The sequence below is a fragment of the Nocardioides sp. NPDC057767 genome (genome assembly GCF_042798275.1).
GTDB lineage: Bacteria > Actinomycetota > Actinomycetes > Propionibacteriales > Nocardioidaceae > Nocardioides.
In genome coordinates this window covers 1-23105 of record NZ_JBHVKJ010000038.1, presented here as the reverse complement: position 1 = coordinate 23105, position 23105 = coordinate 1, and the positions used below count along the sequence as shown (strand labels likewise).

22 protein-coding genes and 2 tRNA genes are annotated in these 23105 nt (G+C 70.8%); 16 read left to right on the top strand and 8 right to left on the bottom strand.

Annotation, left to right across the window (positions count from 1 at the left end; translation table 11 throughout):
* The first annotated feature begins 3 nt into the window (after positions 1 to 3).
* Genes ACFVDI_RS19345 through ACFVDI_RS19335 form a run of 3 tightly spaced genes read left to right on the top strand, consistent with a single transcriptional unit; the run spans position 4 to position 4063 of the window.
* On the top strand, positions 4 to 2010 hold the full coding sequence (locus ACFVDI_RS19345) for an FAD-dependent oxidoreductase (protein ID WP_378908328.1): 2007 nt from the start codon (positions 4 to 6) through the stop codon (positions 2008 to 2010).
* Positions 2010 to 3245, top strand: a complete 1236-nt coding sequence (locus tag ACFVDI_RS19340; RefSeq protein ID WP_378908324.1) for a class I SAM-dependent methyltransferase — start codon at positions 2010 to 2012, stop codon at positions 3243 to 3245. Before ACFVDI_RS19345 ends, ACFVDI_RS19340 begins: the two co-directional genes overlap by 1 nt.
* A complete protein-coding gene (locus ACFVDI_RS19335; protein WP_378908320.1) occupies positions 3242 to 4063 on the top strand; it encodes a DUF1295 domain-containing protein in 822 nt (273 codons plus the stop codon). Before ACFVDI_RS19340 ends, ACFVDI_RS19335 begins: the two co-directional genes overlap by 4 nt.
* Here ACFVDI_RS19335 and ACFVDI_RS19330 read toward each other — a convergent pair.
* Both ACFVDI_RS19330 and ACFVDI_RS19325 read right to left on the bottom strand, forming a co-directional pair.
* Positions 4041 to 5309 carry an ankyrin repeat domain-containing protein gene (locus tag ACFVDI_RS19330; protein ID WP_378908317.1) on the bottom strand — a complete coding sequence of 423 codons (1269 nt, stop codon included), beginning with the start codon at positions 5307 to 5309 and terminating at the stop codon, positions 4041 to 4043. The two genes, ACFVDI_RS19335 and ACFVDI_RS19330, sit on opposite strands and share 23 nt — an antisense overlap.
* Positions 5306 to 6295: an SMP-30/gluconolactonase/LRE family protein gene (locus ACFVDI_RS19325; protein WP_378908313.1), complete on the bottom strand. Its 990-nt coding sequence runs from the start codon at positions 6293 to 6295 to the stop codon at positions 5306 to 5308. Before ACFVDI_RS19325 ends, ACFVDI_RS19330 begins: the two co-directional genes overlap by 4 nt.
* 164 nt (positions 6296 to 6459) lie before the next feature.
* On the opposite strand from ACFVDI_RS19325, the gene ACFVDI_RS19320 reads away from it, so the two are divergent.
* Together ACFVDI_RS19320 and ACFVDI_RS19315 are read left to right on the top strand one after the other, a co-directional pair.
* The gene (locus ACFVDI_RS19320) at positions 6460 to 7686 is read left to right on the top strand and encodes a sensor histidine kinase (RefSeq protein WP_378908308.1); all 1227 of its coding nucleotides are present in this window, start codon (positions 6460 to 6462) and stop codon (positions 7684 to 7686) included.
* Positions 7679 to 8314: a response regulator gene (locus tag ACFVDI_RS19315; RefSeq protein WP_378908302.1), complete on the top strand. Its 636-nt coding sequence runs from the start codon at positions 7679 to 7681 to the stop codon at positions 8312 to 8314. Before ACFVDI_RS19320 ends, ACFVDI_RS19315 begins: the two co-directional genes overlap by 8 nt.
* Positions 8315 to 8337: 23 nt before the next feature.
* Here ACFVDI_RS19315 and ACFVDI_RS19310 read toward each other — a convergent pair whose 3' ends face one another.
* A complete protein-coding gene (locus tag ACFVDI_RS19310; protein ID WP_378908298.1) occupies positions 8338 to 9591 on the bottom strand; it encodes a serine hydrolase domain-containing protein in 1254 nt (417 codons plus the stop codon).
* Positions 9592 to 9687: 96 nt separating this feature from the next.
* On the bottom strand, positions 9688 to 10638 hold the full coding sequence (locus ACFVDI_RS19305; RefSeq protein ID WP_378908295.1) for a metallophosphoesterase: 951 nt from the start codon (positions 10636 to 10638) through the stop codon (positions 9688 to 9690).
* A gap of 117 nt (positions 10639 to 10755) precedes the next feature.
* Between ACFVDI_RS19305 and ACFVDI_RS19300 the strand changes: the two genes are divergently transcribed.
* Complete coding sequence (locus ACFVDI_RS19300; RefSeq protein WP_378908292.1) at positions 10756 to 11922, top strand: Fic family protein; 1167 nt, start codon at positions 10756 to 10758, stop codon at positions 11920 to 11922.
* 126 nt (positions 11923 to 12048) lie between these two features.
* Here ACFVDI_RS19300 and ACFVDI_RS19295 read toward each other — a convergent pair whose 3' ends face one another.
* Both ACFVDI_RS19295 and ACFVDI_RS19290 read right to left on the bottom strand, forming a co-directional pair.
* Positions 12049 to 12618 (bottom strand): type III effector, encoded by a 570-nt coding sequence (locus ACFVDI_RS19295; RefSeq protein WP_378908290.1) that lies wholly within the window; start codon positions 12616 to 12618, stop codon positions 12049 to 12051.
* Between the two features lie 334 nt (positions 12619 to 12952).
* Positions 12953 to 13501 carry a type III effector gene (locus ACFVDI_RS19290; RefSeq protein WP_378908288.1) on the bottom strand — a complete coding sequence of 183 codons (549 nt, stop codon included), beginning with the start codon at positions 13499 to 13501 and terminating at the stop codon, positions 12953 to 12955.
* Between the two features lie 280 nt (positions 13502 to 13781).
* On the opposite strand from ACFVDI_RS19290, the gene ACFVDI_RS19285 reads away from it, so the two are divergent.
* Positions 13782 to 15449, top strand: a complete 1668-nt coding sequence (locus ACFVDI_RS19285) for a hypothetical protein (RefSeq protein WP_378908285.1) — start codon at positions 13782 to 13784, stop codon at positions 15447 to 15449.
* Positions 15450 to 15518: 69 nt separating this feature from the next.
* The gene (locus ACFVDI_RS19280) at positions 15519 to 16418 is read left to right on the top strand and encodes a DMT family transporter (RefSeq protein WP_378908282.1); all 900 of its coding nucleotides are present in this window, start codon (positions 15519 to 15521) and stop codon (positions 16416 to 16418) included.
* Here ACFVDI_RS19280 and ACFVDI_RS19275 read toward each other — a convergent pair.
* Both ACFVDI_RS19275 and ACFVDI_RS19270 read right to left on the bottom strand, forming a co-directional pair.
* The gene (locus ACFVDI_RS19275; RefSeq protein ID WP_378908279.1) at positions 16415 to 16666 is read right to left on the bottom strand and encodes a hypothetical protein; all 252 of its coding nucleotides are present in this window, start codon (positions 16664 to 16666) and stop codon (positions 16415 to 16417) included. The genes ACFVDI_RS19280 and ACFVDI_RS19275 overlap by 4 nt on opposite strands.
* Positions 16667 to 16692: 26 nt before the next feature.
* Entirely contained in the window at positions 16693 to 17865 is a 1173-nt protein-coding gene (locus tag ACFVDI_RS19270; protein ID WP_378908473.1) for a glycosyltransferase, read from the bottom strand.
* 83 nt (positions 17866 to 17948) lie between these two features.
* Here ACFVDI_RS19270 and ACFVDI_RS19265 point away from each other — a divergent pair, with 83 nt between their 5' ends.
* From ACFVDI_RS19265 to rpmG, 8 genes are all read left to right on the top strand, one after another.
* Complete coding sequence (locus ACFVDI_RS19265) at positions 17949 to 18980, top strand: pirin family protein (RefSeq protein ID WP_378908276.1); 1032 nt, start codon at positions 17949 to 17951, stop codon at positions 18978 to 18980.
* 32 nt (positions 18981 to 19012) lie between these two features.
* Positions 19013 to 19945 carry an ROK family protein gene (locus ACFVDI_RS19260; RefSeq protein ID WP_378908273.1) on the top strand — a complete coding sequence of 311 codons (933 nt, stop codon included), beginning with the start codon at positions 19013 to 19015 and terminating at the stop codon, positions 19943 to 19945.
* Complete coding sequence (locus tag ACFVDI_RS19255; protein ID WP_378908272.1) at positions 19942 to 20331, top strand: CidA/LrgA family protein; 390 nt, start codon at positions 19942 to 19944, stop codon at positions 20329 to 20331. The genes ACFVDI_RS19260 and ACFVDI_RS19255 overlap by 4 nt, the downstream gene beginning before the upstream one ends.
* Positions 20328 to 21005 carry an LrgB family protein gene (locus tag ACFVDI_RS19250; RefSeq protein WP_378908268.1) on the top strand — a complete coding sequence of 226 codons (678 nt, stop codon included), beginning with the start codon at positions 20328 to 20330 and terminating at the stop codon, positions 21003 to 21005. The genes ACFVDI_RS19255 and ACFVDI_RS19250 overlap by 4 nt, the downstream gene beginning before the upstream one ends.
* A gap of 28 nt (positions 21006 to 21033) precedes the next feature.
* Positions 21034 to 22464: an amidase gene (locus tag ACFVDI_RS19245; protein WP_378908264.1), complete on the top strand. Its 1431-nt coding sequence runs from the start codon at positions 21034 to 21036 to the stop codon at positions 22462 to 22464.
* A gap of 73 nt (positions 22465 to 22537) precedes the next feature.
* Positions 22538 to 22610 (top strand) — tRNA-Thr (locus ACFVDI_RS19240).
* A gap of 50 nt (positions 22611 to 22660) precedes the next feature.
* Positions 22661 to 22734: transfer RNA gene (locus ACFVDI_RS19235), tRNA-Met, on the top strand.
* A gap of 46 nt (positions 22735 to 22780) precedes the next feature.
* Entirely contained in the window at positions 22781 to 22951 is a 171-nt protein-coding gene (gene rpmG, locus ACFVDI_RS19230) for a 50S ribosomal protein L33 (protein ID WP_091042824.1), read from the top strand.
* Positions 22952 to 23105 lie beyond the last annotated feature (154 nt).

Sequence of the window (23105 nt, the reverse complement as noted above, 5' to 3'; positions counted from 1 at the left end):
CCGATGAGCAGTCCCGACCGCGAACGACGCAGGATCGCAGTGGTGGGCAGCGGTGTCGCGGGCCTGACCGCGGCGTACATCGCGTCGCTGCACGGCACGGTCACCCTCTTCGAGGCCGACGACCGGCTGGGCGGCCATGCCGACACCCATCGGGTCACCGCGCCGGACGGGAGCGAGCTGGCGATCGACACCGGGTTCATCGTGCACAACCGGCGTACGTATCCGACGCTCCTGCGGCTCTTCGCCGAGCTCGACGTGCCGACGCAGGTCTCGGAGATGTCGATGTCGGTGCGTTCGGACGACGCGGGCGTGGAGTACGCGGGCGCGCGCGGGGTCCGCGGCGGGCTGCCCGACCGGCGGGCTCTGCGGCCGGCGCACCTGCGGATGCTCGCCGAGATCCCACGGTTCCAGCGTGCGGCCAGGGCGCTGCTCGCGGTGGGCGAGCCCGACGACCGCACGCTCGAGGAGTTCCTCGACGAGCACGGGTTCACGCCGCACTTCCGCCGTCACTTCATGGCTCCGCTGGTCGCCGCGGTGTGGTCGTGCGACCCGGCGACGGCGCTGAGCTACCCGGCTCGCTACCTCTTCGAGTTCCTCAGCCACCACGGGATGTTGCAGGTCTTCGGTTCGCCGCGCTGGCGCACGGTCACCGGCGGTTCGGCGACGTACGTCCAGAGGGTCGCCGCCGCGATCCGCGACCGCGGTGGCCGGGTGCTGACCTCGACGAAGGTGGTCAACGTGGTCGAGACCGGTGCCGGCGTCGAGATCACCGACGGGAACGGGACCACCGAGGTCTTCGATGCCGCCGTGCTGGCGACCCATCCCGGGCAGTCGCTGGCGATGCTCGGGACGCCCACGGACGCCCAGCTCGAGATCCTGGCCGCCTTCCCCTACTCCGCCAACCAGGCCCAGCTGCACACCGACACCAGCCTGCTGCCGCGCAGCGAGCACACCCGGTCGTCGTGGAACTACCTGGAGCGCCCGGGCAGCGGCAAGGTCACGGTCACCTACGACCTGACCCGGCTGATGCGACTGCCGGCCCCCGGCGGCGTACGTCACCTGGTCACCCTCGGTGGCGCCGACCTGATCGACCCGGACAAGGTCATCGCCACCATGGAGTACGAGCACCCGCTCTACACCCCGGAGTCGGTGGCGGCTCAGCAGCGCGCCGACGAGCTGGACTCGGACAGGCTCGTCTTCGCCGGTGCCTGGCGCGGCTGGGGGTTCCACGAGGACGGCGCCCGTTCCGGTGCCCGGGCGGCGCAGCGGCTGGGGCTGACCTGGACCTCTCCGACAGGGCAGCGCGAGGACCCCGCGACCGGCGTCTACCGCACGACGGTCAGCCACTCCAGGCGAGGACCGCTGCGGAACCGGTTCGTGCACCGCTCCTACTGGCAGGTGGTCGACCTGGACCGGCTGCCCGACCGCGGGATCCTCGGCCGCTTCGAGGCCCGTGACCATCTGGGCGACCCCGATCGCACGATCCGGGAGAACCTGGCCACCTTCCTGAGGCTCCACGACATCGACCTGGGCGAGGCCAAGGTGCTGCTGGCGACTCAGCCGCGAGCGTTCGGCTTCTGCTTCAACCCGATCAGCGTCTACTGGTGCACCTCGCCGTCCGGGGAGCCGCTGGCCACCGTCGTCGAGGTGCACAACACCTACGGCGACCGGCACGCCTACCTCGTACACCCCGACGGACGGCACCGGGCACACGTCGCGAAGAAGATGTACGTCTCGCCGTTCCACGGCGTCGACGGCCACTACGACCTCACCGTGCCGAAACCCGACGACCGGCTCGCGGTCGCCGTCCGGCTGACCACCGAGGACGGGACCGTCTTCGACGCGGCCGTCCGCGGCGTACGTGTCGAACAGCGCGCCGGGACCGTGCTCCGTTCCGCTCCCGCCGCGCTGCTCGGCGCGGTCTGGATCCGCATCCACGGCGTAGCGCTGTGGCTACGACGCCTGCCGGTCCACAGACGGCCGCTGCACCACCAAGAAGGAGTCCGATGATGACCATCGAAGCCCCCACCGCCCAGACCCCGGTGGCCGAGCGCTGGCCGATGCTGCAGGAAGCGCCCACCGGCCCGCTGACGCGGGGCGCCGCGGCTGCCGCTGCGACCGTGTTCCGGGCTGCCACGAAGCGGCTCGGGATCAGCGTGAGCGAGGACGGCAGCCCGGCCGACATCGTGCTGCACCGGCCGGAGGAGTTCTACGCCAGGCTCAGCCGGCACGGGTTGATCGGGTTCGGCGAGGCGTACCTGACCGGTGCCTGGGACGCACCCGAGCTGGGGGAGACCCTGACCGTGCTGTGCCGGGACCTCGACGGTCTCCTGCCCGGATGGGCGCAGCGGCTGCGCGGAGTCTACGAGCGGCGCCGCGGCGCGAAGGATCTGAACACGCCCGAGAACGCGCGCGAGCACATCGGGCACCACTACGACCTGTCCAACGACTTCTTCGCGCTCTTCCTGGACCCGACGATGAGCTACTCGGCGGGCCTCTTCGCCTCCCTGCCCTCGACCGAGGACCTGGCGATCGCCCAGCACCGCAAGATCGACCGGATCCTCGACGAGGCGGGAGTCGGACCTGGCACCCGTCTGCTGGAGATCGGGACCGGCTGGGGAGAGCTGGCCCTGCGGGCCGCCGCCCGGGGCGCCCAGGTCACCTCGGTGACCCTCTCCGTCGAGCAGGCCGACCTGGCGCGGCGCCGGATCGGCGCGGCCGGTCTGGCCCATCGGGTGGACGTGGAGCTGTGCGACTACCGGGCCGTGGACGGGACGTACGACGCGGTGGTCTCGGTCGAGATGATCGAGGCGGTGGGCGAGCGGTTCTGGCCGGTCTACTTCGCGAAGATCGACGAGGTCCTGGCCCCGGGCGGCGCGGCGGTGATCCAGGCGATCACCATGCCGCACGACCGGATGCTGGCGACTCGGAACACCGAGACCTGGATCACCAAGTACATCTTCCCCGGCGGGCTGCTCCCCTCGACCGAGGCGATCACCGGTGTCACCGAGGAGCACACCCGGCTCCGGCTGAGGAGCCGGCTCTCGTTCGGCGCCCACTATGCGGAGACACTGCGGCGCTGGGACACCGCGCTGTGGGACCGTGCTGACGACGTCCGGGCGCTCGGGTTCGACGAGACGTTCCTGCGGATGTGGCACTTCTACCTGGAGTACACCCGGGCCGGCTTCGCCGCCGACTACATCGACGTCCAACAGCTCACGTTCACCCGGGACGAGGCTCGTTGATCCGCGACCTGCTCGTCGTCAGCGGCGCCGCTGCCGCCGTCGTCGCGGTGCTGATGATCATCACCACGATCGCCGCCCGACGGGCCGGGCGGTTCTCCGTGGTCGACACGACCTGGGGTCCCGCGTTCGTCGCGGTGGCAGCCGGCAGCGCGGTCCTCTCCGTCGGCATCGGCACCACCGGCCCGCTGCCCTGGTTGGTGCTGGCCCTGGTCGGGGTGTGGGGCCTGCGCCTGGCCCTGCACATGCACCGTCGCAACCACGGCGCAGGTGAGGACCCGCGCTACGCCGAGATGCTCGGGGACACCCCGTTCGGGAAGGCCGCGCTGCGGGTCTTCGGGATCCAGGGCCTCGCCGCCTGGCTGGTCTCCTGGCCGATCCAGGCGATCGCGGTCACCGGCTCCGATCCGCTGTGGTGGCTGGTGGCCGCCGGTGCGCTGATGTGGGTCGTCGGGGTCGGGTTCGAGGCGGTCGGAGACGCCCAACTGGCGGCGTACAAGCGTTCCCCGGACCGGCCGCGGGTGCTGGACACCGGTCTGTGGCGCTACACCCGCCACCCGAACTACTTCGGCGACGCGTGCGTGTGGTGGGGCATCTGGTTGATCGGGGCCGCCACCGTGTGGTGGGTCGGGCCGGCGACGGTCGTCGCACCGGTGGCGATGACCTACTTCCTCGTCCACGCGACCGGCGCCCGGCTGCTGGAGAAGACCATGATGAAGCGGCCCGGCTACGCGGAGTACGCCGCGCGCACCTCGATGTTCGTGCCGCTGCCGCCGCGATCTCAGGGGAAGCGGCGACTCAGCCGCCATGCTGCTCGATGATCCGAGCGATCTCGGTGAAGCCGCGGTTGCGGGCGTGCTCGAGCGGTGTCACGCCGTCGCGGTCGGCGATGCCCGGGTCGGCGCCGTTCTCGAGCAGGCTGGCCACGACCCGCTGCCAGCGCTCTGACCCCTCGCCCAGGATCACGGCCTCGAGAAGCGCGGTCCAGCCGAGGTCGTTGACGTGGTCGAGGTCGATCTCGGTGCGAGCGACCCGCTCCACGTAGTCGGCGTGGCCGCGCTCGCTGGCCGGGATGATCGAGACGCCGCCGTAGCGGTTGCGCACGGTCAGGTCCGGGTCGGCGGTGAGCAGCAGCTCGGCCATCGGGACGCTTCCGGTGACTCCGGTGACCAGCCACGGGGTGTCGTGCTGACCGTCGAGCGCGTCCGGGTCTGCGCCGAGGTGGACGAGCAGTCGAGCCGTGGAGAGGTGATCCTCGGTGACCGCGAGCAGCAGCGGCGTACGCCGGTTGCCGTCGCGCGCCTCCAGATCGGCGCCGCCGCGGAGGGCCGCTGCGGCCGAGTCCGCGTCCCCCGCTGAAGCGGCACGCAGGAGCTGGGCCTCACCGTCGGTGACCTGGGAGGAAGCCGTACGCAGCGTCGACACGATCGCATCGAACCCGCGCTCCTCGGCGTGCTGGAGGGCGGTCTTCCCGTCCCGGCCGGCCTGGACCGAGATGTCCACGCCGGCCGCGACGAGCACGCGCACGGTGTCGGCCGCGTCCGGGCCGTCGTCGCCGAGGACGATCGCCTCGTGCAGTGCGGTCCAGCCCAGGTTGTTGACGTGGTCCAGGTCGATGCCGGCCTGCACCAGGCGCCCGACGATGTCGGCGTGCCCGCGCTCGGCGGCGCGGATCAGCGCGGTGCCGTCGTAGGAGTCCTTGGCGTTGATGTCCGCGCCGTTGCGCAGCGCCAGGTCGAGCAGGTCGACGTAGCCCTCGCTCGCGGCGATGAGGTAGGCGCTCTGCTGGGTGTCGTCCTGATGGTCGACGTCCGCGCCGGCCTGGATCAGCTCGCGGGCACGTGCCACGTCGTTGTCCCAGGCGGCCTTGATCAGCTGCTCGTTCATCCGCTGTCGCTCCTCGGGGCCGGGGGTGTCCTTCGCCGTCTCGGGCGCGGTGGACGCCGAGCTCGACGGAGATCTCGACGGAGACGGTTCGGCGGTCTCCGAAGGCGCCGCGGCGCAGCCTGCCAGAAGCACGGCCAGCGCCGCGGCGGCCATCGACCACCGCAGGTGAGAGGTGGTCATCGCGGCATCCGTGCGGTGACGATCTCGTACGGCCCCTGCGCGGTCTGCTCGTCGAAGTGGCTGTCGACGAGCAGCAGCCGGCCGTCGAGCAGCTTGCCGGTCGTGAAGACCCGGTCCGGGTCGGTGGCGCGCGACGAGACGAGGTCGGCGGAGGTCGCCGACGGGTTCAGCTCGAGGTGCACGAGCTGCTTGTCGAAGTTGCGGATCACGGCGAGGTCGCGGCCCTGCCGGACCAGGCCGTCGGCGTTGCGCAGGTCGGCGCCGTCGGTGTCGATCGCGCTGACCTCACCGGTCGCGATGTCGAAGCGCCACAGCTGGCCGGTGTTGCCCTGGGCGACGACGAACGCGGACTCGTCCGTGCTCGTCACGATGCCGCCGAGGTTGAAGCCCTCCTGCCGGGTGATCAGCGAGCTGCCGTCGGCCCACTCGGTGGCCTCCCAGCCGCTCGCGCCCTCGGCGACGCGGATGATCGTGGGGTCGTTGGAGTTGGTGAAGTACGCAGCCCCGTCAGGCCCGATCGCGACGTCGTTCAGGAACGCGTCGTTGTCGGGGACGCGGAGCGCCGCCAGCAGCTCGCCCGACGGGCTGTAGACCCACAGGTCCGGGCGGTCGTTGCCGGTGCCGTTCGGGCCGCCGGCGATGTAGATGCGGCCCTGGTCGTCGACGGTGATGCCGCGAGCGGTGTAGCGGCCGTCGGTGCCACCACCGGGCAGCCACTCCTCGGCCTGGGCCTGGTCGGACGTACCGCGCTGGATCTCGCCGCCGGTGACCTCGCTGACGTAGAACGTGCCGGACTCCTGGTCCACGCCGATGCCCTCGAACTTCGAGCCGCCCTGGGCGGAGGGGTCACCTTCGAGCAGGTAGCTCGCCGGGCGCCCCTCGGCGGCGTTGGCCGCGGTGCCCGTGCCGAGGGCGGTGGAGGACAGGGTGGCCGCGGCGGCGATGCCGGCGAGCCCGGCGAGGGCGGCGATTCGGGACGTACGCATGGTGGTTCTCCTGTGTCGATTTCGGTGCGGTGCATCAACCATCGCCTTCGGAGAGGGGCCCGGACATCGGGTGACCGGCGACGTCTGGATAGCCGTCCGGCGACGCTCCGGATAGCCGATCGGATGATGCCAGGACCGCGCGACCGGCCTAGCCTGGGACGACCATGTCGACCGACGCCGCACCCAGCTCGCGAGCCGGTGGGATCCTGGCCGGCCAGACGCTGCTCGACCGCTGGCTCCACATCTCACTGGTGCTGCTCGTCGTCGCCTCGGCCGCCCGCTACCTGCAGGGCCACGGCTTCGGTGACCAGGCCGAGGTGGTCCTGCCCGGCGCCGCCGTCCTCCTGATCGCGTACGCAGCGGGCCGCCGTCTCACCGGCACGGCCGCGGTCGTCTGGCTGGCCGCCGTGGTCGCCTGCTGGACCGTGCTGGCCCTGATCGCGCCGTCCTTCTCGTGGGCGGCGGTGCCGCTGGTCTTCCTGGCGCTGCGGGTGCTGCCCTTCCGCTGGGCCGTGGCCGCCACGGTCTTCCTGGTCGCGGTCGTCGCGGTCGCCTGGAGCCGGATGACCGGAGTGGCCGACCCGACCGTGCTGCTCGGCCCGGTCTGCGTCGCCGTGCTCGCGGTGACCGCCTACCGCGCCCTCGAGCGGGACGCGGCCACCCGTCGCCTCCTCCTCGCCGAGCTCGAGGCGGCTCAGGACGAGGTCGCCGACGCCGAGCGTCGAGCCGGTGTGGTGGCCGAGCGGGCGCGGCTGAGCCGGGAGATCCACGACAGCGTCGCCCAGGGCCTGACCAGCATCAACCTGCTGCTCCAGGCCGCCGACCAGGAGTGGGACTCGCGCCCCGCTGACGCCCGCGGCCACGTCGACCAGGCGGCCGGCATGGCCCGCTCCTCGCTCGACGAGGCCCGTCGGGTCGTACGCGACCTCGCCCCCGCCGAGCTGGCCGGCGGATCGGCGCTGGCCACGGCCGTGCGCCAGGTCGCCGACGACGTCGCCGCCACCACCGGTCTCGACATCCCGGTCCACGTCCACGGCGACCCGCACGAGGTCGGTGGGCGGGTCGCGACAGCCGTCGTGCGCACCCTCCGAGGCGCCCTCGCCAACGTCGCCGAGCACGCCGCCGCGACCACCGCGGTCGTCTCCCTCACCTTCCACGAGGGCGAGGTCGCGTTGGACGTACGCGACGACGGGGCCGGTTTCGACCCGGCCGACCTCGAGGACGAGCCCGACGGCCTGCGCGGCCACGGCCTGGCCGGAATGCGGGCCCGTGCCCGCCTGCTCGGGGGAGACTTGGTCATCGAGAGCGCCCCGGGCGAGGGCACGGTGGTCGCCGTGTCGTTCGCAGCCGGACCGTCAGCATCCACCCAGGAGGAGGAACGTCGTGGTTGAGCAACACATCCGGGTGGTGCTGGTCGATGACCATCCGGTGGTCCGGGCCGGCGTACGCGCCCTGGTGGATGCCCAGGAGGACCTGGAGGTGGTCGGCGAGGCGGCCGACTCGGCCCAGGCCGTCGCGGTCGTCGGAGAGACGAGGCCGGACGTGGTGCTGATGGATCTCAGCCTCGGCGAGGGGCCCGGTGGCGCGGAGACCACCCGACTGATCCGCGACCTGCCGTCGCCGCCGCAGGTGCTGGTGCTGACGACGTACGACACCGAGGCCGACGTCCTGGAGGCCGTCGATGCCGGTGCTGCCGGCTACCTGTTGAAGGACGCTCCGCCCGACGAGCTCTTCCGGGCGATCCGGGGCACCGCCCGCGGCGAGACCGTGCTGGCCCCGTCGGTCGCCACCCGGCTGCTGCAGCGGGCCGCCTCGCCGACGCCGAAGGTGAGCCCGCGCGAGGTCGAGATCCTGCGCCTGCTCGCCAAGGGTCTGGGCAACAAGGAGATGGCCCGCGAGCTCCTGGTCAGCGAGGCGACGGTCAAGTCCCACCTCTCCCACATCTACACCAAGCTCGGCGTCGACACCCGCGCCGGCGCCGTCGCCACGGCCATCGAGCGTCGCATCCTGCGACCCTGAGGCGGGCGACGGCACCCGGCGTCTCAGCAGGTCGCCAGCAGCATGGGCTCGAGCAGGAGACCGAGATCGTAGATCGGGTCGGTGCTGTCCCAGTTGCGACCGGTCCAGCCGAGCGTGATCTGGCGGGTGCCGTCCGGCGAGCCCCAGCTGATCGACTGCGCACCCATGTGGGCGCCGTCATGGCCGTAGAGGTACTCGCCGGGGTTGCACGGGTCGGCGACCCGGTAGATCCCGAAGCCGTACTCCGGGTCGGCGCTGCCCGCGATCGACGGCAGCATCTTCTCCACGGTCTCCGGACGGACCAGCTGCCCGGTGAGGAGCGCCTCGTTGAGGTCGGCGAGGTCCTCGGTGGTGCTCGTCGCCGCCCCGGCGGCGTGGAAGATGCTCGGGTGCAGGTCGGTCATCGGCCGCCAGCGGCCCTCGTAGTGGCCGGCGTCCTCGAGGAACGGGCCGCGGTTGCGGGCATCGGTCGGGTACGCGCTCTGACGCATGCCTGCGGGTTCGAGCACCCGGTCGCGTACGAGATCCTCGATCCGCTCCCCGGTCTCCTTCTCGAGCATGACCCCGAGCGCCACGTAGCCGTAGTTGGAGTAGGAGAAGTCGGTGCCGGGCTCGAAGAGCCAGCCGGCGCCGCGCATGAAGGCGAGGTGCTCGGCCTCGGAGTAGTACTGCCCGAGCGCATCGATCAGCTGGTCCCACGAGGTCGGGTCCTCGACACGGTCGAAGAGGATCTCCTCGGGCCCGCGCGGGGCGCCGGAGGTGTGGCTGAGCAGGTGCTGGATCGTGACGCCGTCGGGGAAGGTGCCCGGGAGCAGGTCGTTCGCGGGCGTGTCCAGGGTCCAGCTGCCGCGCTCTACCTCCTGCATCACCAGGGTTGCGATGAGCGTCTTGGTGTTGCTCGCGATGTGGAAGCGGTCGCCGGGCCGGACCGGCCTCTTCTTCCCGACCTCGCGTACGCCGCCCGCCCCCGACCACACCAGGTCGGGCGTCTCGACCCGGGCGGTGACCCCGACGGCACCATCGGCGATGAGCGCGCCGACCGCACGGTCGAGGTCGGCGGCGGAGGGAGCCGCCGACCGGGCCCGGAGCCCCTTCCGATCGGCGGCCGCCCGCTCGGCGATCGCGGTTGCCTCCCGGGTCAGCGCGGTCGGGTCCGGCGCGACCGCCGTCGTCTCCGGGCCGGGCTCGGGATCGGCGTACGCCGCTGGGATGGCGGTGAGAGGAAGAAGCACCGCTGCCAGCGCTGTGGTGCCGGTGCGGACGAGGGTCCGAGACATGGCTGCTCCTGTCGTCGTCGACGTGTCACAGCCATCGTTCCGGGCCCGGACGTAGGCCCACATCAGCCTCGAGTCGGAGATCGAGGACGACTTCGGTCAGTCTCGAAGCTGACGCCGCAGCGCGCGGGCGGCCTTGCCCTTGCGGGAGAACAGGTCGCGACGCTCGGCGGGGGTCATCGGCCCGAGCTTCTCCAGGACCGAGGAGGGGAAACCGGCGACCTCGGGTGCCTCGCCGATGGGCACCGTGGTGTGGACGACCGGCGCCCCGGGGATGCCGCCGGCGCCCTCGTCGTAGAGATGGACCAGCGAGATCGCCTGATGGCCGTCGACGGAGGCGGAGTAGCGGTCGAGCGTCGCGGGCGCGGCCGTGTAGCAGCTCGCGGAGGCCACCGAGACCGGGATGCCGGCGAAGGTGGTGCTGGTCGAGTAGTGCAGGTGACCTGCGAGAACGGCGCGCACATCGGTCCCCTGCAGCACGGGAGCCAGCCGGTCCTGACCGTCGAGCTCGATGATCACGCTGGCCTCGTTGAGGGGGAGCGGGATCGGTGGGTGATGCATCGCGAGCAGGGTGCCGTGCGGCGCCGGCTCGGAAAGAACCTCGCTCAGCCAGTCCAGCTGTGCCTGGGTGATGTCGCCGTGGTGCCACCCCGGCACGGTGGTGTCCAGAGCGATGATCCGCAGACCGTGGATGTCGTGGACCCGGTCCTGCGGGGCGTCGGACGCCTCTCCGAAGAGCACCTCGGAGTAGACCTCGCGCTCGTCGTGGTTGCCCATCACCCAGATGATCTCGGCGCCGAGGTCGGCGGCGACCGGCTCGACCTGCTTGCGGAGGCGTGCGTAGGCGTCGCGCTCACCCAGGTCGGCGAGGTCACCGGTGAAGACGATCGCCTGCGGCGGGACGGTCATCCCGCGCAGCCGGTCCAGGGCACGCTCGAAGCCGGGCGTCGGGTCGACCTTGCCGAAGATCCGCCGGTCACCGGCGTAGAGATGGGTGTCGGAGAGGTGGGCGATCGTATGACGGGGAGCGGGATACTGTCCGAACTGCACGATCCCCAGCCTAGGTCCGGGGTGGAGTTGGAGGTTGTCAGGAACTCCCCAACGCCCCGTTGGAAGTTCTCGTCAACTTCCAACTCAAATGGCGCTCGAGTGGTAAGTTGACCGGTCATGGATCCGGAGAGGTACGACGCTCCGCAGTTCGGCCGGGCGGTCCGGGAGCCGGGCAACAGGTGGGCCTACTGGTACTACCTGCCCGCCCACATCCCGCGCGACCTGGCCCTCGAGCCGATCACCGTGAAGGCGCTCTCGGACGCCGACGCCGCGTTGGGGCGCCTGCAGGGCGTGAGCGCGCTGATCCACGACCCCGAGCTGCTGATCGGGCCCTACCTCACCCGGGAGGCGGTCGCCTCCTCGCGGATCGAGGGCACCCAGACCTCCCTGGAGGAGGTGCTCCAGGACGAGGCCAGCGGTCAGGCGACCAAGAGCGAGGACGTCGCCGAGGTCAAGGCCTACCTCGCCGCGACCCGCCAGGGCTTCGAGCTCATCAGGAGCTGGCCGCTCAGCCAGCGCCTCGTCCTCGAGCTCCACAAGACGCTCCTCACCGGCGTCCGCGGCCACGAGCGCCACCCCGGTGAGTTCCGGCGGATGCCGGTCTGGGTGGGGTCGCCGACCGACGACCCCACCACCGCCGCGTACGTCCCGCCTCTCCCGCCCGACCTGCCGGAGCTGATCGCCGACTGGGAGGCGTACGTCAACGTCCCCGACCTCAGCCCGACGCTGGTGCGCTGCGCGCTGATGCACTACCAGTTCGAGACGATCCACCCGTTCCTCGACGGCAACGGGCGCATCGGCCGGCTGCTGATCAACCTGATGCTGATGGAGGAGGGGCGGATGACCACGCCGCTGCTCTATCTCTCCGGCTACATCGAGGCGCATCGCCAGACCTACTACCAGCGGCTGCAGGGCGTCCGTGAGCGCGGTGAGATGCAGGAGTGGCTGCAGTTCTTCCTCACCGGGGTGCGGCGCTCGGCAGAGGACGCCACGACGCGGTCGGAGCGTCTGGTCGCGCTCCGGGAGGGCTACCTCGACGAGGCGGCCACCTCGCGCGCCAACCTGTCCGGGCTGGTCACGCTGCTGTTCGCCAACCCCTATCTGACCGTCAAGCGCGTCCAGGACGCGACCGGACTGACCAACCAGGGCGCCCGCAACCTGATCCAGGACGCCGAGCGGCGGGGGTGGATCGAGGCGGCCGGCCGGTCGGGCCGCGGCGGCCGTCACTACTGGGTCGCGCGGGCGGTGATGAACGTGATCGAGGAGCCTCTGGCGTACGACTGAGCCCGGCTCGCCCCCCGCTCACAACGTGCAGGTGGCCCCGGCGTGCACATGTGCACGCCCGGGGCCACCTGTGTGACGGTGCCGAGCAGTCGGTAGGGGGTGATCACTCGGCCATGGTCATGTTTCTCAGAAGGTGCCCAGCGGACCCAGCGGGTTCGGGACCTCGTGGACCGGAAGGCCGTCGAGGGCCGGGTTGTCCATGGGGAGCAGGAAGGAGACCTGGTCCATCTCGCTGTCGGACAGCTCGGACGGCATGGCGCCACCGAGGATCTTGTCCATGACGATGCCGGGCGCACCGACGTAGGCGCCGGAGACGACCATGGCGGCACCGTTGCCGACCTGGTGAGCGCCACCGTCGAAGTTCACCCAGGCCTTCTTCTGCGCGGGGCTCAGCTCGCCGCCCGTGGCGCCCATCAGGATGAGGCCGGGGGCGCCGACCCAGGTGCCGGAGACCATGCGGGCCGCGCCGCCGGTCGCCTGACCGGTGCCGCAGATGAAGCCGGCCCAGGCCTTCTGGCTCGAGGGCGAGAGGTCGGAGGCACCGGCGGAGTTCTCCTTGATGCACTCGGCCTCGGTGCGCTTGTGGTGCTCGTCGCCCGGAGCCGCGGTGGCGGTGCCGGCGGTCAGTGCGATGGCGACACCCGAGAAGGCGGCGACGGCCGCGGCGCGGCGGAGCAGCCCTGTCTTCTTGTTCATTTCGTACCTTTCATCGATCAATTCGAATCGAAACATCACGCGCGGGCGCGACCCCCGGACCGATAACAGCTGCATCGATACGTTCGCGTCCGGGTAAAGATGCTAGGAGCATCAACAGCCATCAGTGCAAGCGACACGGCTGTTTTCGTGTCAACTAAGTGACGAATGAAATGTAATGACGTAATTTCCAGAAAACTGCAACGTTGTTGTCTGAATGCGCGTAAATGCGCAGATGGCCTGGCCGTGCACGGGGTGCACGCCTAGGCCATCTGGGGACGGCGCCGATCGGATCGTGGTGGGAACTACGCTCGGCCGGCAGCAGTCATGTCGTCGCTCAGAAGGACCCGAGAGGAGCCATCGGGTTCGGGACCTGCTCGGTGGGAACACCGTCGAGTGCCGGGCTGTCCTCCGGGATGAGGAACGTGACCTGCTCGAGCTCGCTCGGCGAGAGGTCGCTCGGGGTCGCCCCGCCCGCGATCTGGTCGAGGATGATGCCGGGAGCACCGACGTAGGCGCCGGCGACCATCATCGCGGCACCCTCACCGATCTTGCGGCCACCCTCGTCCCAGTTCTCCCAGGCCTCCATCTGCTCCGGGGTCAGGGGCGCGCCGGTGGCACCGGCGAGGATCAGGCCGGGAGCGCCGACCCAGGCACCGCTGATCATCTGGGCAGCGCCCTCGGTCACGTAGGAGCCGCCGAGGATGAAGTCCTCCCAGGCCTTCTGCGACGAGGGGGAGAGGTCCGACGGGGTCACGTCGGAGGCGGCCGGCACGTTGACGTCCGCCGGGGCGGCCACGGCCGCTCCGTTGGTCAGCGCGAAGGCGACACCCGAGAAGGCGGCGACGGCCACGGCGCGGCGGAGCAGCCCTGTCTTCTTGCTCATTTCGTACCTTTCATCGATCAATTCGAATTGAAACAACATCAGCGGCCACGACTCGGGCCGACAACATCGACATCGGCACGTCCGTGACCGCTTCATGACGCTAAAGACACTGAAAGGCGGGTGGTCCGAGCGACACGGCATCGGAGTTACCAAGTCAACGTAAACGTTCCATACTGACTGGTAATACCGTGCGGGGCTGGGTTAATCGCTTCTCGGACGGGACGCGACAGCGCTAGATTGCCGCGTCCACTTTCTCGGGACCCCCACGTAGAAGGTCTCGATGAGCTCGGCAACGTACGCACCCGTGAACCCTGGTCCCGCTCGGCCGAGGAAGGGCGGCAGGATCTTCCTGGCGGTGATCCTCGGGCTGGTCGGGGCGCCGCTTGCTCTCCTCGGAGCGGGTCTGGCCGTCGCCGCCGGGCCCGACGACGTGGTGATGGGCAAGGAGACCCCGATCGAGCAGGGCGCGGCGTACTCCACGCCGGAGGCGTTCGCCTTCGACCGGCTCCCGGTCACGGTGCGTGTGGAGGCGCTGGGAGAGACCTATATCGGCGTAGGCAACCCCGTCGATGTCCTCGACGTCGTCAAGGGCACCCGGGCAGTCGAGATCGCCAGGACGCCGCTGACCAGGGTCAGCGGCACCGCAGGCTCGGGGGAGCAGGTGCCGGATGCCTCCCGGGCGCCATGGTGGCACGAGGCGGTCTCGGGCTCCGGGACCCAGGAGCTGAACGTGACGCTCGAGGGGAAGCCGGTCTCGTTCCTGGCCGCGAGCCGGGACGGCGGACCGATCAAGCTCGCCTTCGGCTATCGGGTCGACGGGATCTTCGCGGTCTCGCTGGGCGTCGCCGGCCTCGGTGCCCTGCTGCTGGTCGGCGCGGTCGCCTTGCTGCTGACCGGCAGGCGCGAGCGTCCGGAGGAGTGGCAGGCGCCGCGTCCGCCGGCTGCGTACGTCCACCCGACCCCACCCGCGCCACCGCGTGCGCCCACCGGCGGGCTCTACCGCCGCCTGGGCGCGGCGGCGGGGATCGGCTTGCTGACGCTCTCGCTCACCGGGTGCTCGATGCCCGCGGCCGTCGAGCTCGAGCAGGCCGGCAAGGTCTCGTTGCGGGCGGACGACGTCGCGGATCTGATGAAGGACTGGAACAAGCGCAACAACAAGGCGATCAAGGCCAACCAGCCCGGGAAGTGGGAGGGCGAGGCGTGGACCGAGGCCGACAGCGGGCCGGTCCTGGCCAAGGACCAGCTCACCTCCGCGGCCAACAAGAGCTTCGACGTCAGGGACCGCCCGCCCACCTGGAGAGCCGTCGCCGGACGGGTGTGGTCGGTGCAGCTCGGCGAGTACCCGATGTGGGCCGTCATCGAGGTCGACGTCAAGGGCGACAGGAAGCGGAAGCTGACCCGGCTGGCCGTCTACGAGCAGCAGGACGCCCTCTCGCCCTGGAAGGTACGCAGCAGCCTCGGCGTCAAGAGGAAGGCCCTGCCGCCCGAGGTCGAGGGCGCGGCCCCGGCGCCCACGGCTGTGACGAAGCAGGTCGAGGAGATCGCGGCGACGATCGACGCCTACCTCGAGAAGCCCAGGAGGATCGACGGCCTCGGCGGGTTCAAGAAGCTGGCCGCACCGGGCAAGGAGATCGCCGCGTACGCCTCCGACATGGGCGTGGACATGGTCAGGACGACCGCCGAGCCCTTCGACGCGACCAGCACCCGCATCGTGCAGACGCCCGCGGGCGCGCTCGCGATGCTGGACTTCACGACGGACGCCGTCGTCGGCGGCCAGGACAGCGAGTGGGAGTGGAATCCGCCCTACGACGAGTTCCGCAGCCGGGCCGGCAAGAACCTGTCGATCCGGTCTGCGGTGACGGTCGCCGTGCTGGTGCCGGAGGACGGCGACCCGTCGGTCCTCGGGGTCGAGTACGGCGAGATCATGGGCGCGAAGGTGAAGAACTGACCCCCAGGGTTCATCCGATGCTCGCATGAGCGGCGGGTGAGCTTTCCTCGCGAGGCCTAGCGTCGCAGCATGCATCATGCTGCGGCCGTCGGCCTGGCCATCGGCGCATGCGTCCTGTTCTCGCTCTCCGCTGCTGTTCAGCAGCGCGCCAGCGCTCTCGCGCCCGGCCGCAGCGGCGGGATCTCCGGGGTCGAGCAGCTGATGCTGGCGCTGGTGCGCAACCCGCTCTGGGTCACCGGCGCGGCGATCAACGCCGTCGGCTTCGGGGTGCAGGCGGTCGCGCTCCATCTCGGGTCGGTCTCGGTGGTGCAGTCGGTGATGCCCACTCAGCTGCTCTTCGCGCTCGTCTTCGCGTCGATCGCCGCGCGGCACTGGCCGACGGTCGCCGACTGGGCCAGCGGGGCCGCGATCTGCGGCGGCGTGATCCTGCTGGTCACCGACGACCATCGCGGCGGCACCTATGCCGAGGTGGGGCGCGTGGCGCTCCTCGCCGGCTGCGTGGCGGCTCTGATCTGCGTACTCCTGCTGGTGGCGCACCGGTTCCCGCCGCCGGTCGCGGCGGCCACCACGGCGGTCGCGGCCGGGTGCTCGTTCGCGACCACCTCGGTGCTGCTGAAGATCACCGCCGACCGGGCCGCCGCCGACGGTGTCCTCGGCCTGTTCACGCTGCCGGCGTTCTACGGGCTGCTGTGCACCTGCGGCCTCGGCATCGTGCTCACCCAGGCGGCGTTGGCCGCCGGGCCGCTGCCCTGGGCGATGGCGGCGATGACGATCACCAACCCCACCGTCTCGTACGTCGCAGCCGTGGTCGCCTTCGGCGCCTCCGCCCCCACGCCGTGGGTCGCGGTGAGCGCCGCGGCGCTGCTGGTCACCGGGATCGTCGGGCTCGCCCGGTCACGCTCGGCGCAGAGGTGGACGCCGGTGCAGCCGGAGCCGACCGTGATCCGCGCCCACTCGGACGTCCCCTAGGCGTGCTCCTGCATCGACCGCGGCCAGGAGCGCCGTCGCGTCGACCTGGGCTTGAGGTGCTCAGGCAGGGCGCTGATGTAGGGCGCGGCATGCCGGCAGTCGCCGCAGGTGACCTCGCGGTAGTCGTAGGTCGTCGGCGGGTCTTCTCCGTAAGCGCTGCACACCGGGCCGAACGAGTCGGCGAAGTGCGTGTGCTGCTGCAGTGTTACCTGGTCGGCTTCAGCGGTGACTTTCGTTGAATCGCTCATGGTGAAACCTCTAACGAGTCAACGGCTCATGCGTAACGCCGAGCCCGCCGGGGCGCCTGCCGCTGCCGAGAACGCGCGAGGAGATAGGTCGGCGCGGTCTCCTGCGCGAGGCTCTCGTGGAGCGCCAGCATCTCCTCGATCGTGCGCGCCCACGGGAACTGCTCGGCCCGTTCCCGGGCCGCACGGCGGGTCGCGACCACCGGGCGCTCGGCGATGTCGATCACCGCGTCGGCCAGCGCCGCGGGGTGGGCAGGAGCCCAGGCTCCGCACCGGGAGTCGATGAGCTCGCGGGCGCCGCCGCGATCGGCGGTCACCACCGGCGTACCGCTGGCGAGGGCCTCGAGGACGGCGAGCCCGAAGGTCTCGCGGGGGCAGACCGAGAGGGCCACGTCGGCCGCGGCCAGCGCCCGGGCGATCCGGTGGCGGTCGGACACGTGGCCGTGGAAGAAGATCGGCGCCTCGGCCGCGAGCGTTTCGATCTCGGCACGGTGCGGACCGTCGCCGTAGACGTCCATGCGTACGTCGAACCCGCGGCGATGCAGCTCGACGGCGGTGGCGACGGCGAGATCGGGCGACTTCTCCCGGGAGAGGCGGCCGACGTGAACGATCCTCAGGGTGTCGTCGCGGTGCCCGAGGGAGGGCTGGAAGAAGTCCAGGTCGACACCCAGCGGCACCTGCGCGATCGGGCAGCCGACGGTCGCCGCGAGCGGCTCGAACTCGTGCCGGGCGTAGTCGGAGGTGACCAGCACCTGGTCGAAGGAGCGCACCAGCATCCGGTTGAGGAGCGCGGTGGAGACCTTCGAGGTGGTGTCCATGCCGGTGTAGGTGGGCATGTACTCGTCGAGCCGCTCGTGGGAGAAGAGCACCGTCCCGATGCCCTGGCGCCTCGCCCAGCGGGAGACCGGGAGCATCGTGAACTTGTCGCTGACCTCGAGACTCGTCGGGCGGTAGCGGGTCAGCACCTCGGTCACCCGCCACGGCTCGATGATGAGCCGGTAGCCGCCGCCCACGCGTGGCGCTCTCAGCTGCACCACCTCGCCGAGGTCGGTCGAGGTGACCGCGTCGTACGGGCCGGGGACGACGAGAAGCCGGTCGTGGCCCGCTTCGACGTATCCGCGGGCGAGGGCCTCCAGAGCCGTCTTCATCCCTCCGGAGGTGGGGCCGACGAAGTTCGCGAGCTGAGCGATGAGCACGGCCATATCGTGTGGCATCGAGGTAGCCCGTCGGCGACCTCGATGTGACGGCGGCATGGCGAGGCAACGTACGAGATATCGTTGAAGACATGACCAACCTCGATGCCCACCCCACCCCTGTCGAGTGTGTCGGTGGCACCGGTGACGAAGGCGTCGAGATCCAGATCATCACCCCGCGAGACGTGCCTCTGGGTGGTCCTCGGGCGATGAACGTACGCCGCACCCTGCCCGCCCGCTCGCGCTCGCTGATCGGCGCGTGGTGCTTCCTGGACCACTACGGTCCCGACGACGTCGTGGTCTCCGGCGGGATGGAGGTGCCGCCCCACCCGCACACCGGGCTGGCGACGGTCTCCTGGCTGTTCACCGGGGAGATCGAGCACCGCGACTCGGTCGGCACCGTCGCGATGGTGCGCCCCGGCGAGGTCAACCTGATGACCGCCGGCCGCGGCATCTCCCACTCGGAGAACTCGACGGCTGAGACCACCGTCCTGCACGGGGCACAGCTGTGGGTCGCGCTGCCGGACGAGTTCCGCGACGTCGAGCCGGCCTTCGAGAACCACGCGCCGACGCCGATCGAGCGCGACGGGGCGACGGTCAGGGTCTTCCTGGGATCGCTCCTGGGCGCCACGTCCCCCGTGCTCACCTACTCCGAGATCCTCGGTGCCGAGATCCTGCTCGAGCCCGGCACCCGGCTGGAGATCCCGGTCGAGTCCCGGTTCGAGCACGGCGTGCTCGTGGACACGGGTGAGGTCGAGATGACCGGTGTCGGCCCGTCCGGTCCCGCCTCGGCCACGGTGGAGAAGGACTCGCTGGCGTACGCGCCTCCGGGTGCCACCACCCTGGTGCTGCAGGCCGGCGAGGCATGGACCCGGCTGCTCCTCCTCGGCGGTCCGCCGTTCGGCGAGTCGATCATCATGTGGTGGAACTTCGTCGGGCGCACCCACGACGAGGTCGTCGGCTACCGCCAGCAATGGCAGGACCAGGTCACCCGCGGTGGCGGCGAGGTGGTCGAGGACTCCCAGGACCTGGCCGAGGGGCGTTTCGGTGTGGTCGAGGGCAACCACCAGAGGCCCATCCCGGCGCCTCCGCTGCCCAACGCGCGTCTCCGCTCGCGGTCTTAGGCAGGGCCCGTGCCCGTGCTTAGACTGCAGCCGTGAGTGACGAATCCGCAGACCCAGGGGTTGTGCTGGCCGTGGCAGTGGGCCGCAGCCGTAGCCAGGCGGCGGTCTTCGACCTCGCCGGCCGCGAGCTGGCCGGTGACACCCGCGACCACGAGGTCGGCATCTCCGCCGAGGCGCTGATGCCCGAGATCGTCGAGCGGATGACCAAGATGGTGACCTCGATCGACCTGCCGGTGCTGGCGATCGGGATGAGCCTTCCCGGCGTGGTCAACCCCGACCTCGGGATGAGCATCGACACCCCCGCGATGGGCGGCTGGGACGGCGTCCAGCTGGCGCCCTACTTCACCGCGCTGACCGACGCGCCGCTGATCCTCGCCCACGACGCCCACGTGCTGGCGCGCTCGGAGCTCTTCAACTCCGACCATCCCGTACGCAACGCCCTGGTCATCAAGGCCTCGACCGGCCTCGGCATGGGCATCATCGTCGACGGCAAGGTGGTCACCGGCGCCCTCGGGGCGGCCGGCGAGATCGGCCACACCCGCATCGACGCCGCCGGCGACCGGCCCTGCCGCTGCGGCTCGACCGGCTGTCTGGAGACGGTCGCCTCGGGCTGGGCGCTCGCGCAGCGGCTGACCGACTCCGGCGTCCCCGCCGGTCACGTACGCGACCTGGTGGCCGCCGCGCTCGCCGGCGACGCCGTGGCGCGCGGGCTGCTGCGCGAGGGCGGCCGACAGCTCGGCGAGGTCGTGGCCACGGCCGTCAACCTGCTCAACCCCGAGGTCGTCGTCATCGGCGGTGACATGGCCGGTGCCTTCGACCTCTACACCGCCGGGGTGCGCGAGAGCGTCTACGCCCGGGCCAACCCGATCGCCACCCGCGAGCTCACCTTCATGGCCCAGCTGCACGGGGACTCCTCGGGCTTGGTCGGCTGCGCCGCGATGGCCATCGAATCCATCGCCTCGTGATCGTCGGCCTGCTCTGGCTGCTCGGGTGCCAGCTGGCCGGAACCGCGATCGTCGAGCTCACCGGGATCCCGTTGCCCGGTCCGGTGGTGGGGATGCTGCTGCTCTTCGTCGCGCTGCTGCTGCGCCGCCGTGACGGCGCGGACGACCCGATCATCCAGGTGGGCGACTACTTCCTCTCCCACCTGCAGCTCTTCTTCATCCCGGCCGGTGTCGGCGTGATCGCCTACGTCGCGCTCATCCGCGACTCGGCGGTGCCGATCGTCGTCGCGCTGCTGGGCTCCTGGCTCCTCGGCCTGGCGACCGTGGGTTGGGTGCTCAACCTCTTCCTCCGCCGGGTGTCCGCGGCTGCCGGCACCGAGGGCGCGCCCGGGGAGGAGATCGAGTGAGCGTCATCCTGTGGCTGTTCGTGACGGTGGCTGCCTACGAGCTGGGGCGGTGGCTGCGCACGCGGACCCACTCGCCGCTGGCACAGCCGGTGGCGGTCGCGATCGTGATCATCGGCGTGCTGCTGACGGTCAGCGGCACGTCGTATGACGACTACGCCGACGCCACCACGCTGATCAGCTTCCTGCTCGGCCCGGCGACGGTCGCGCTGGCGATCCCCCTCTACCACCAGGTCTCCCGGCTGAAGGGGATGGTGGTGCCCGTCCTGGTCGCGCTGACCGCCGGCGTGGCGGTCTCGATGGTCAGCGGCATCCTGCTGGTGCGCTGGCTCGGAGGCAGCGACGTGCTGGAGCGGACGATGGCTCCGAAGGCGGTGACGACGCCGGTGGCGATCGAGCTGACCGACCGCCTCGGCGGCTATCCGGAGCTGGCGGCGGCCTTCGCGATCGTGATCGGGATCATCGCCGCGATGGTCGCGCCGCGGGTGCTGACCCTGCTCCGGATCCGTGACCCGCGAGCCCGTGGCGTGGCCGTCGGCGCCGTCTCCCACGGCATCGGCACCGCCCGGATGCTGGAGGAGAGCCAGGTCGAGGGTGCCTTCTCCGGGCTGGCGATGGGGCTCACCGCGGTCGTGACGTGTCTCATGGTTCCGCTGGTGGCGTACTTCCTCCTCTGAGCTTCACTCACGCCTTACCGTTGGCCTCATGGCTCGCGTGCACGCCTTCACCGACGACGTACTCGGCACTCTCGACGCGGTCGGGGTCGCCGAGGCTCTGCGGCGCGGTGACCTCACCACGGTCGAGGCGGTCGAGGCAGCCATCGCCCGGATCGAGTCGGTCGACCCGGCGCTCGGCGCGATGGCCTACCGCACCTTCGACCGGGCCCGGGTCCAGGCGCGCGCTCCCCGGGCAGGGTTCTTCGCGGGCGTGCCCACCCTGATCAAGGACAACACCGACGTCGCCGGGGTGCCCACCAGGAACGGCACGGATTCCTACGCGATGCCGCCGGCGTCGCGCAACGGCGAGATGACCAAGCTGCTCTTCAAGCTCGGCCTGCTGTCACTGGGCAAGACCCAGCTCTCCGAGTTCGGCTTCTCGGGCACCGCCGAGCACGCGCGGCTCGGCACGGTGCGCAACCCGTGGGACACCGGGCGCGTGGCCGGTGCCTCGTCGGCCGGATCCGGGGCGCTGGTGGCCGCCGGGGCGGTGCCGATGGCCCACGGCAACGACGGTGGTGGCTCGATCCGGATCCCCGCGGGTGCCTGTGGGCTGGTCGGTCTCAAACCGACCCGCGACCGGCTGCCGCAGGACCCGCTCTACGGGCTGTTGCCGCTCAAGATCGTCACCGACGGCGTCCTGACCCGTTCGGTGCGCGACACCGCGGCGTTCTTCCGGGAGGCCGAGAAGGCGCACCACACCTCGTTGCCGCCCATCGGGAACGTCACCGGGCCCGGCTCGAAGCGGCTCCGCTTCGCGGTCTTCACCGGCGCGCTCGGGCGCGAGGCGAGCCCCGAGGTCGCCGAGCTGACGCTGAAGACGGCGGCGGTGCTGGAGGAGCTGGGCCACACCGTCGAGACGGTGACGCCGCCTGTGCCCGAGACCTTCGCCGACGACTTCATCCTCTACTGGGGCACGCTCGCCGTCGCCCTGGTCAACGCCGGCCCGCTGCGCGGCAAGACCTGGGACCGCCAGCGGCTCGACAACCTCACCGTCGGCCTGGCCCAGCACACGATGAGGAACGCCAAGCACGTCCCGGCCGCCATCGTCCGGCTGCGCAAGGCGCAGGCCATTGCGGAGGGGTTCCATGCTGCGTACGACGTCGTGCTGACGCCCACCGTCGCGCACGAGACCCCGGAGGTCGGGCGGCTGGCGCCGAGCCAGGCCTACGACCTGGTGATGAAGCGGCTGATGGACTGGGTCGCGTTCACGCCGTGGCAGAACGTCACCGGTGGGCCGGCGGTGTCGCTGCCGGTGCAGCAGACGCTCGCCGGGCTGCCCCAGGGAATGATGTTCGGGGCCGCACCGGGACGGGAGCGAATGCTCCTCGAGCTGTCCTACGAGCTCGAGGAAGCGATGGGTTTCGCGCGTATCTGGGAGCCCGGCAGGAGCACCGAGGACCCCGCTGACCTGCGGTGATGCGGTCTTCGAACCAAGGGTGCGTCTCGATTTGTTGCCCATCGCGCCGTGCCGTAATGTTCTCTCTCGCAACGCCCCTTTAGCTCAGTCGGCAGAGCGTCTCCATGGTAAGGAGAAGGTCTACGGTTCGATTCCGTAAAGGGGCTCTGGAGTTCGGGACCCGCAGTAGGAATACTGCGGGCCTGATTCCTGTTGAGGCGGGGTAGCTCAGGCGGTTAGAGCGCACGACTCATAATCGTGAGGTCGCGGGTTCGATCCCCGCCCCCGCTACCGCCAAAGACCGCATCACCTCGATCAGCACTGTAAGGAAACTCCTGTGGCCAGCAAGAGCAGCGACGTTCGCCCGAAGATCACCCTCGCTTGCACCGAGTGCAAGGAGCGGAACTACATCTCGAAGAAGAACCGTCGGAACGACCCCGACCGCATCGAGCTCAACAAGTACTGCCCGCGTTGCCGCAAGCACACCGCGCACCGCGAGACCCGCTGATTCAGCTTCTAGGTAGAGCGCGACGCTGATCGGCGCTCCGAACGCCCCGCCCCGAGTTCCGGGAGGCGGGGCGTTCGTCTTTTGCCGAGCCGTCGCCCCGGTCGGCCGAGAAGTCGTTCCCGTCGGTCGAGTCGGCACGCCCATGCCGCTGTCT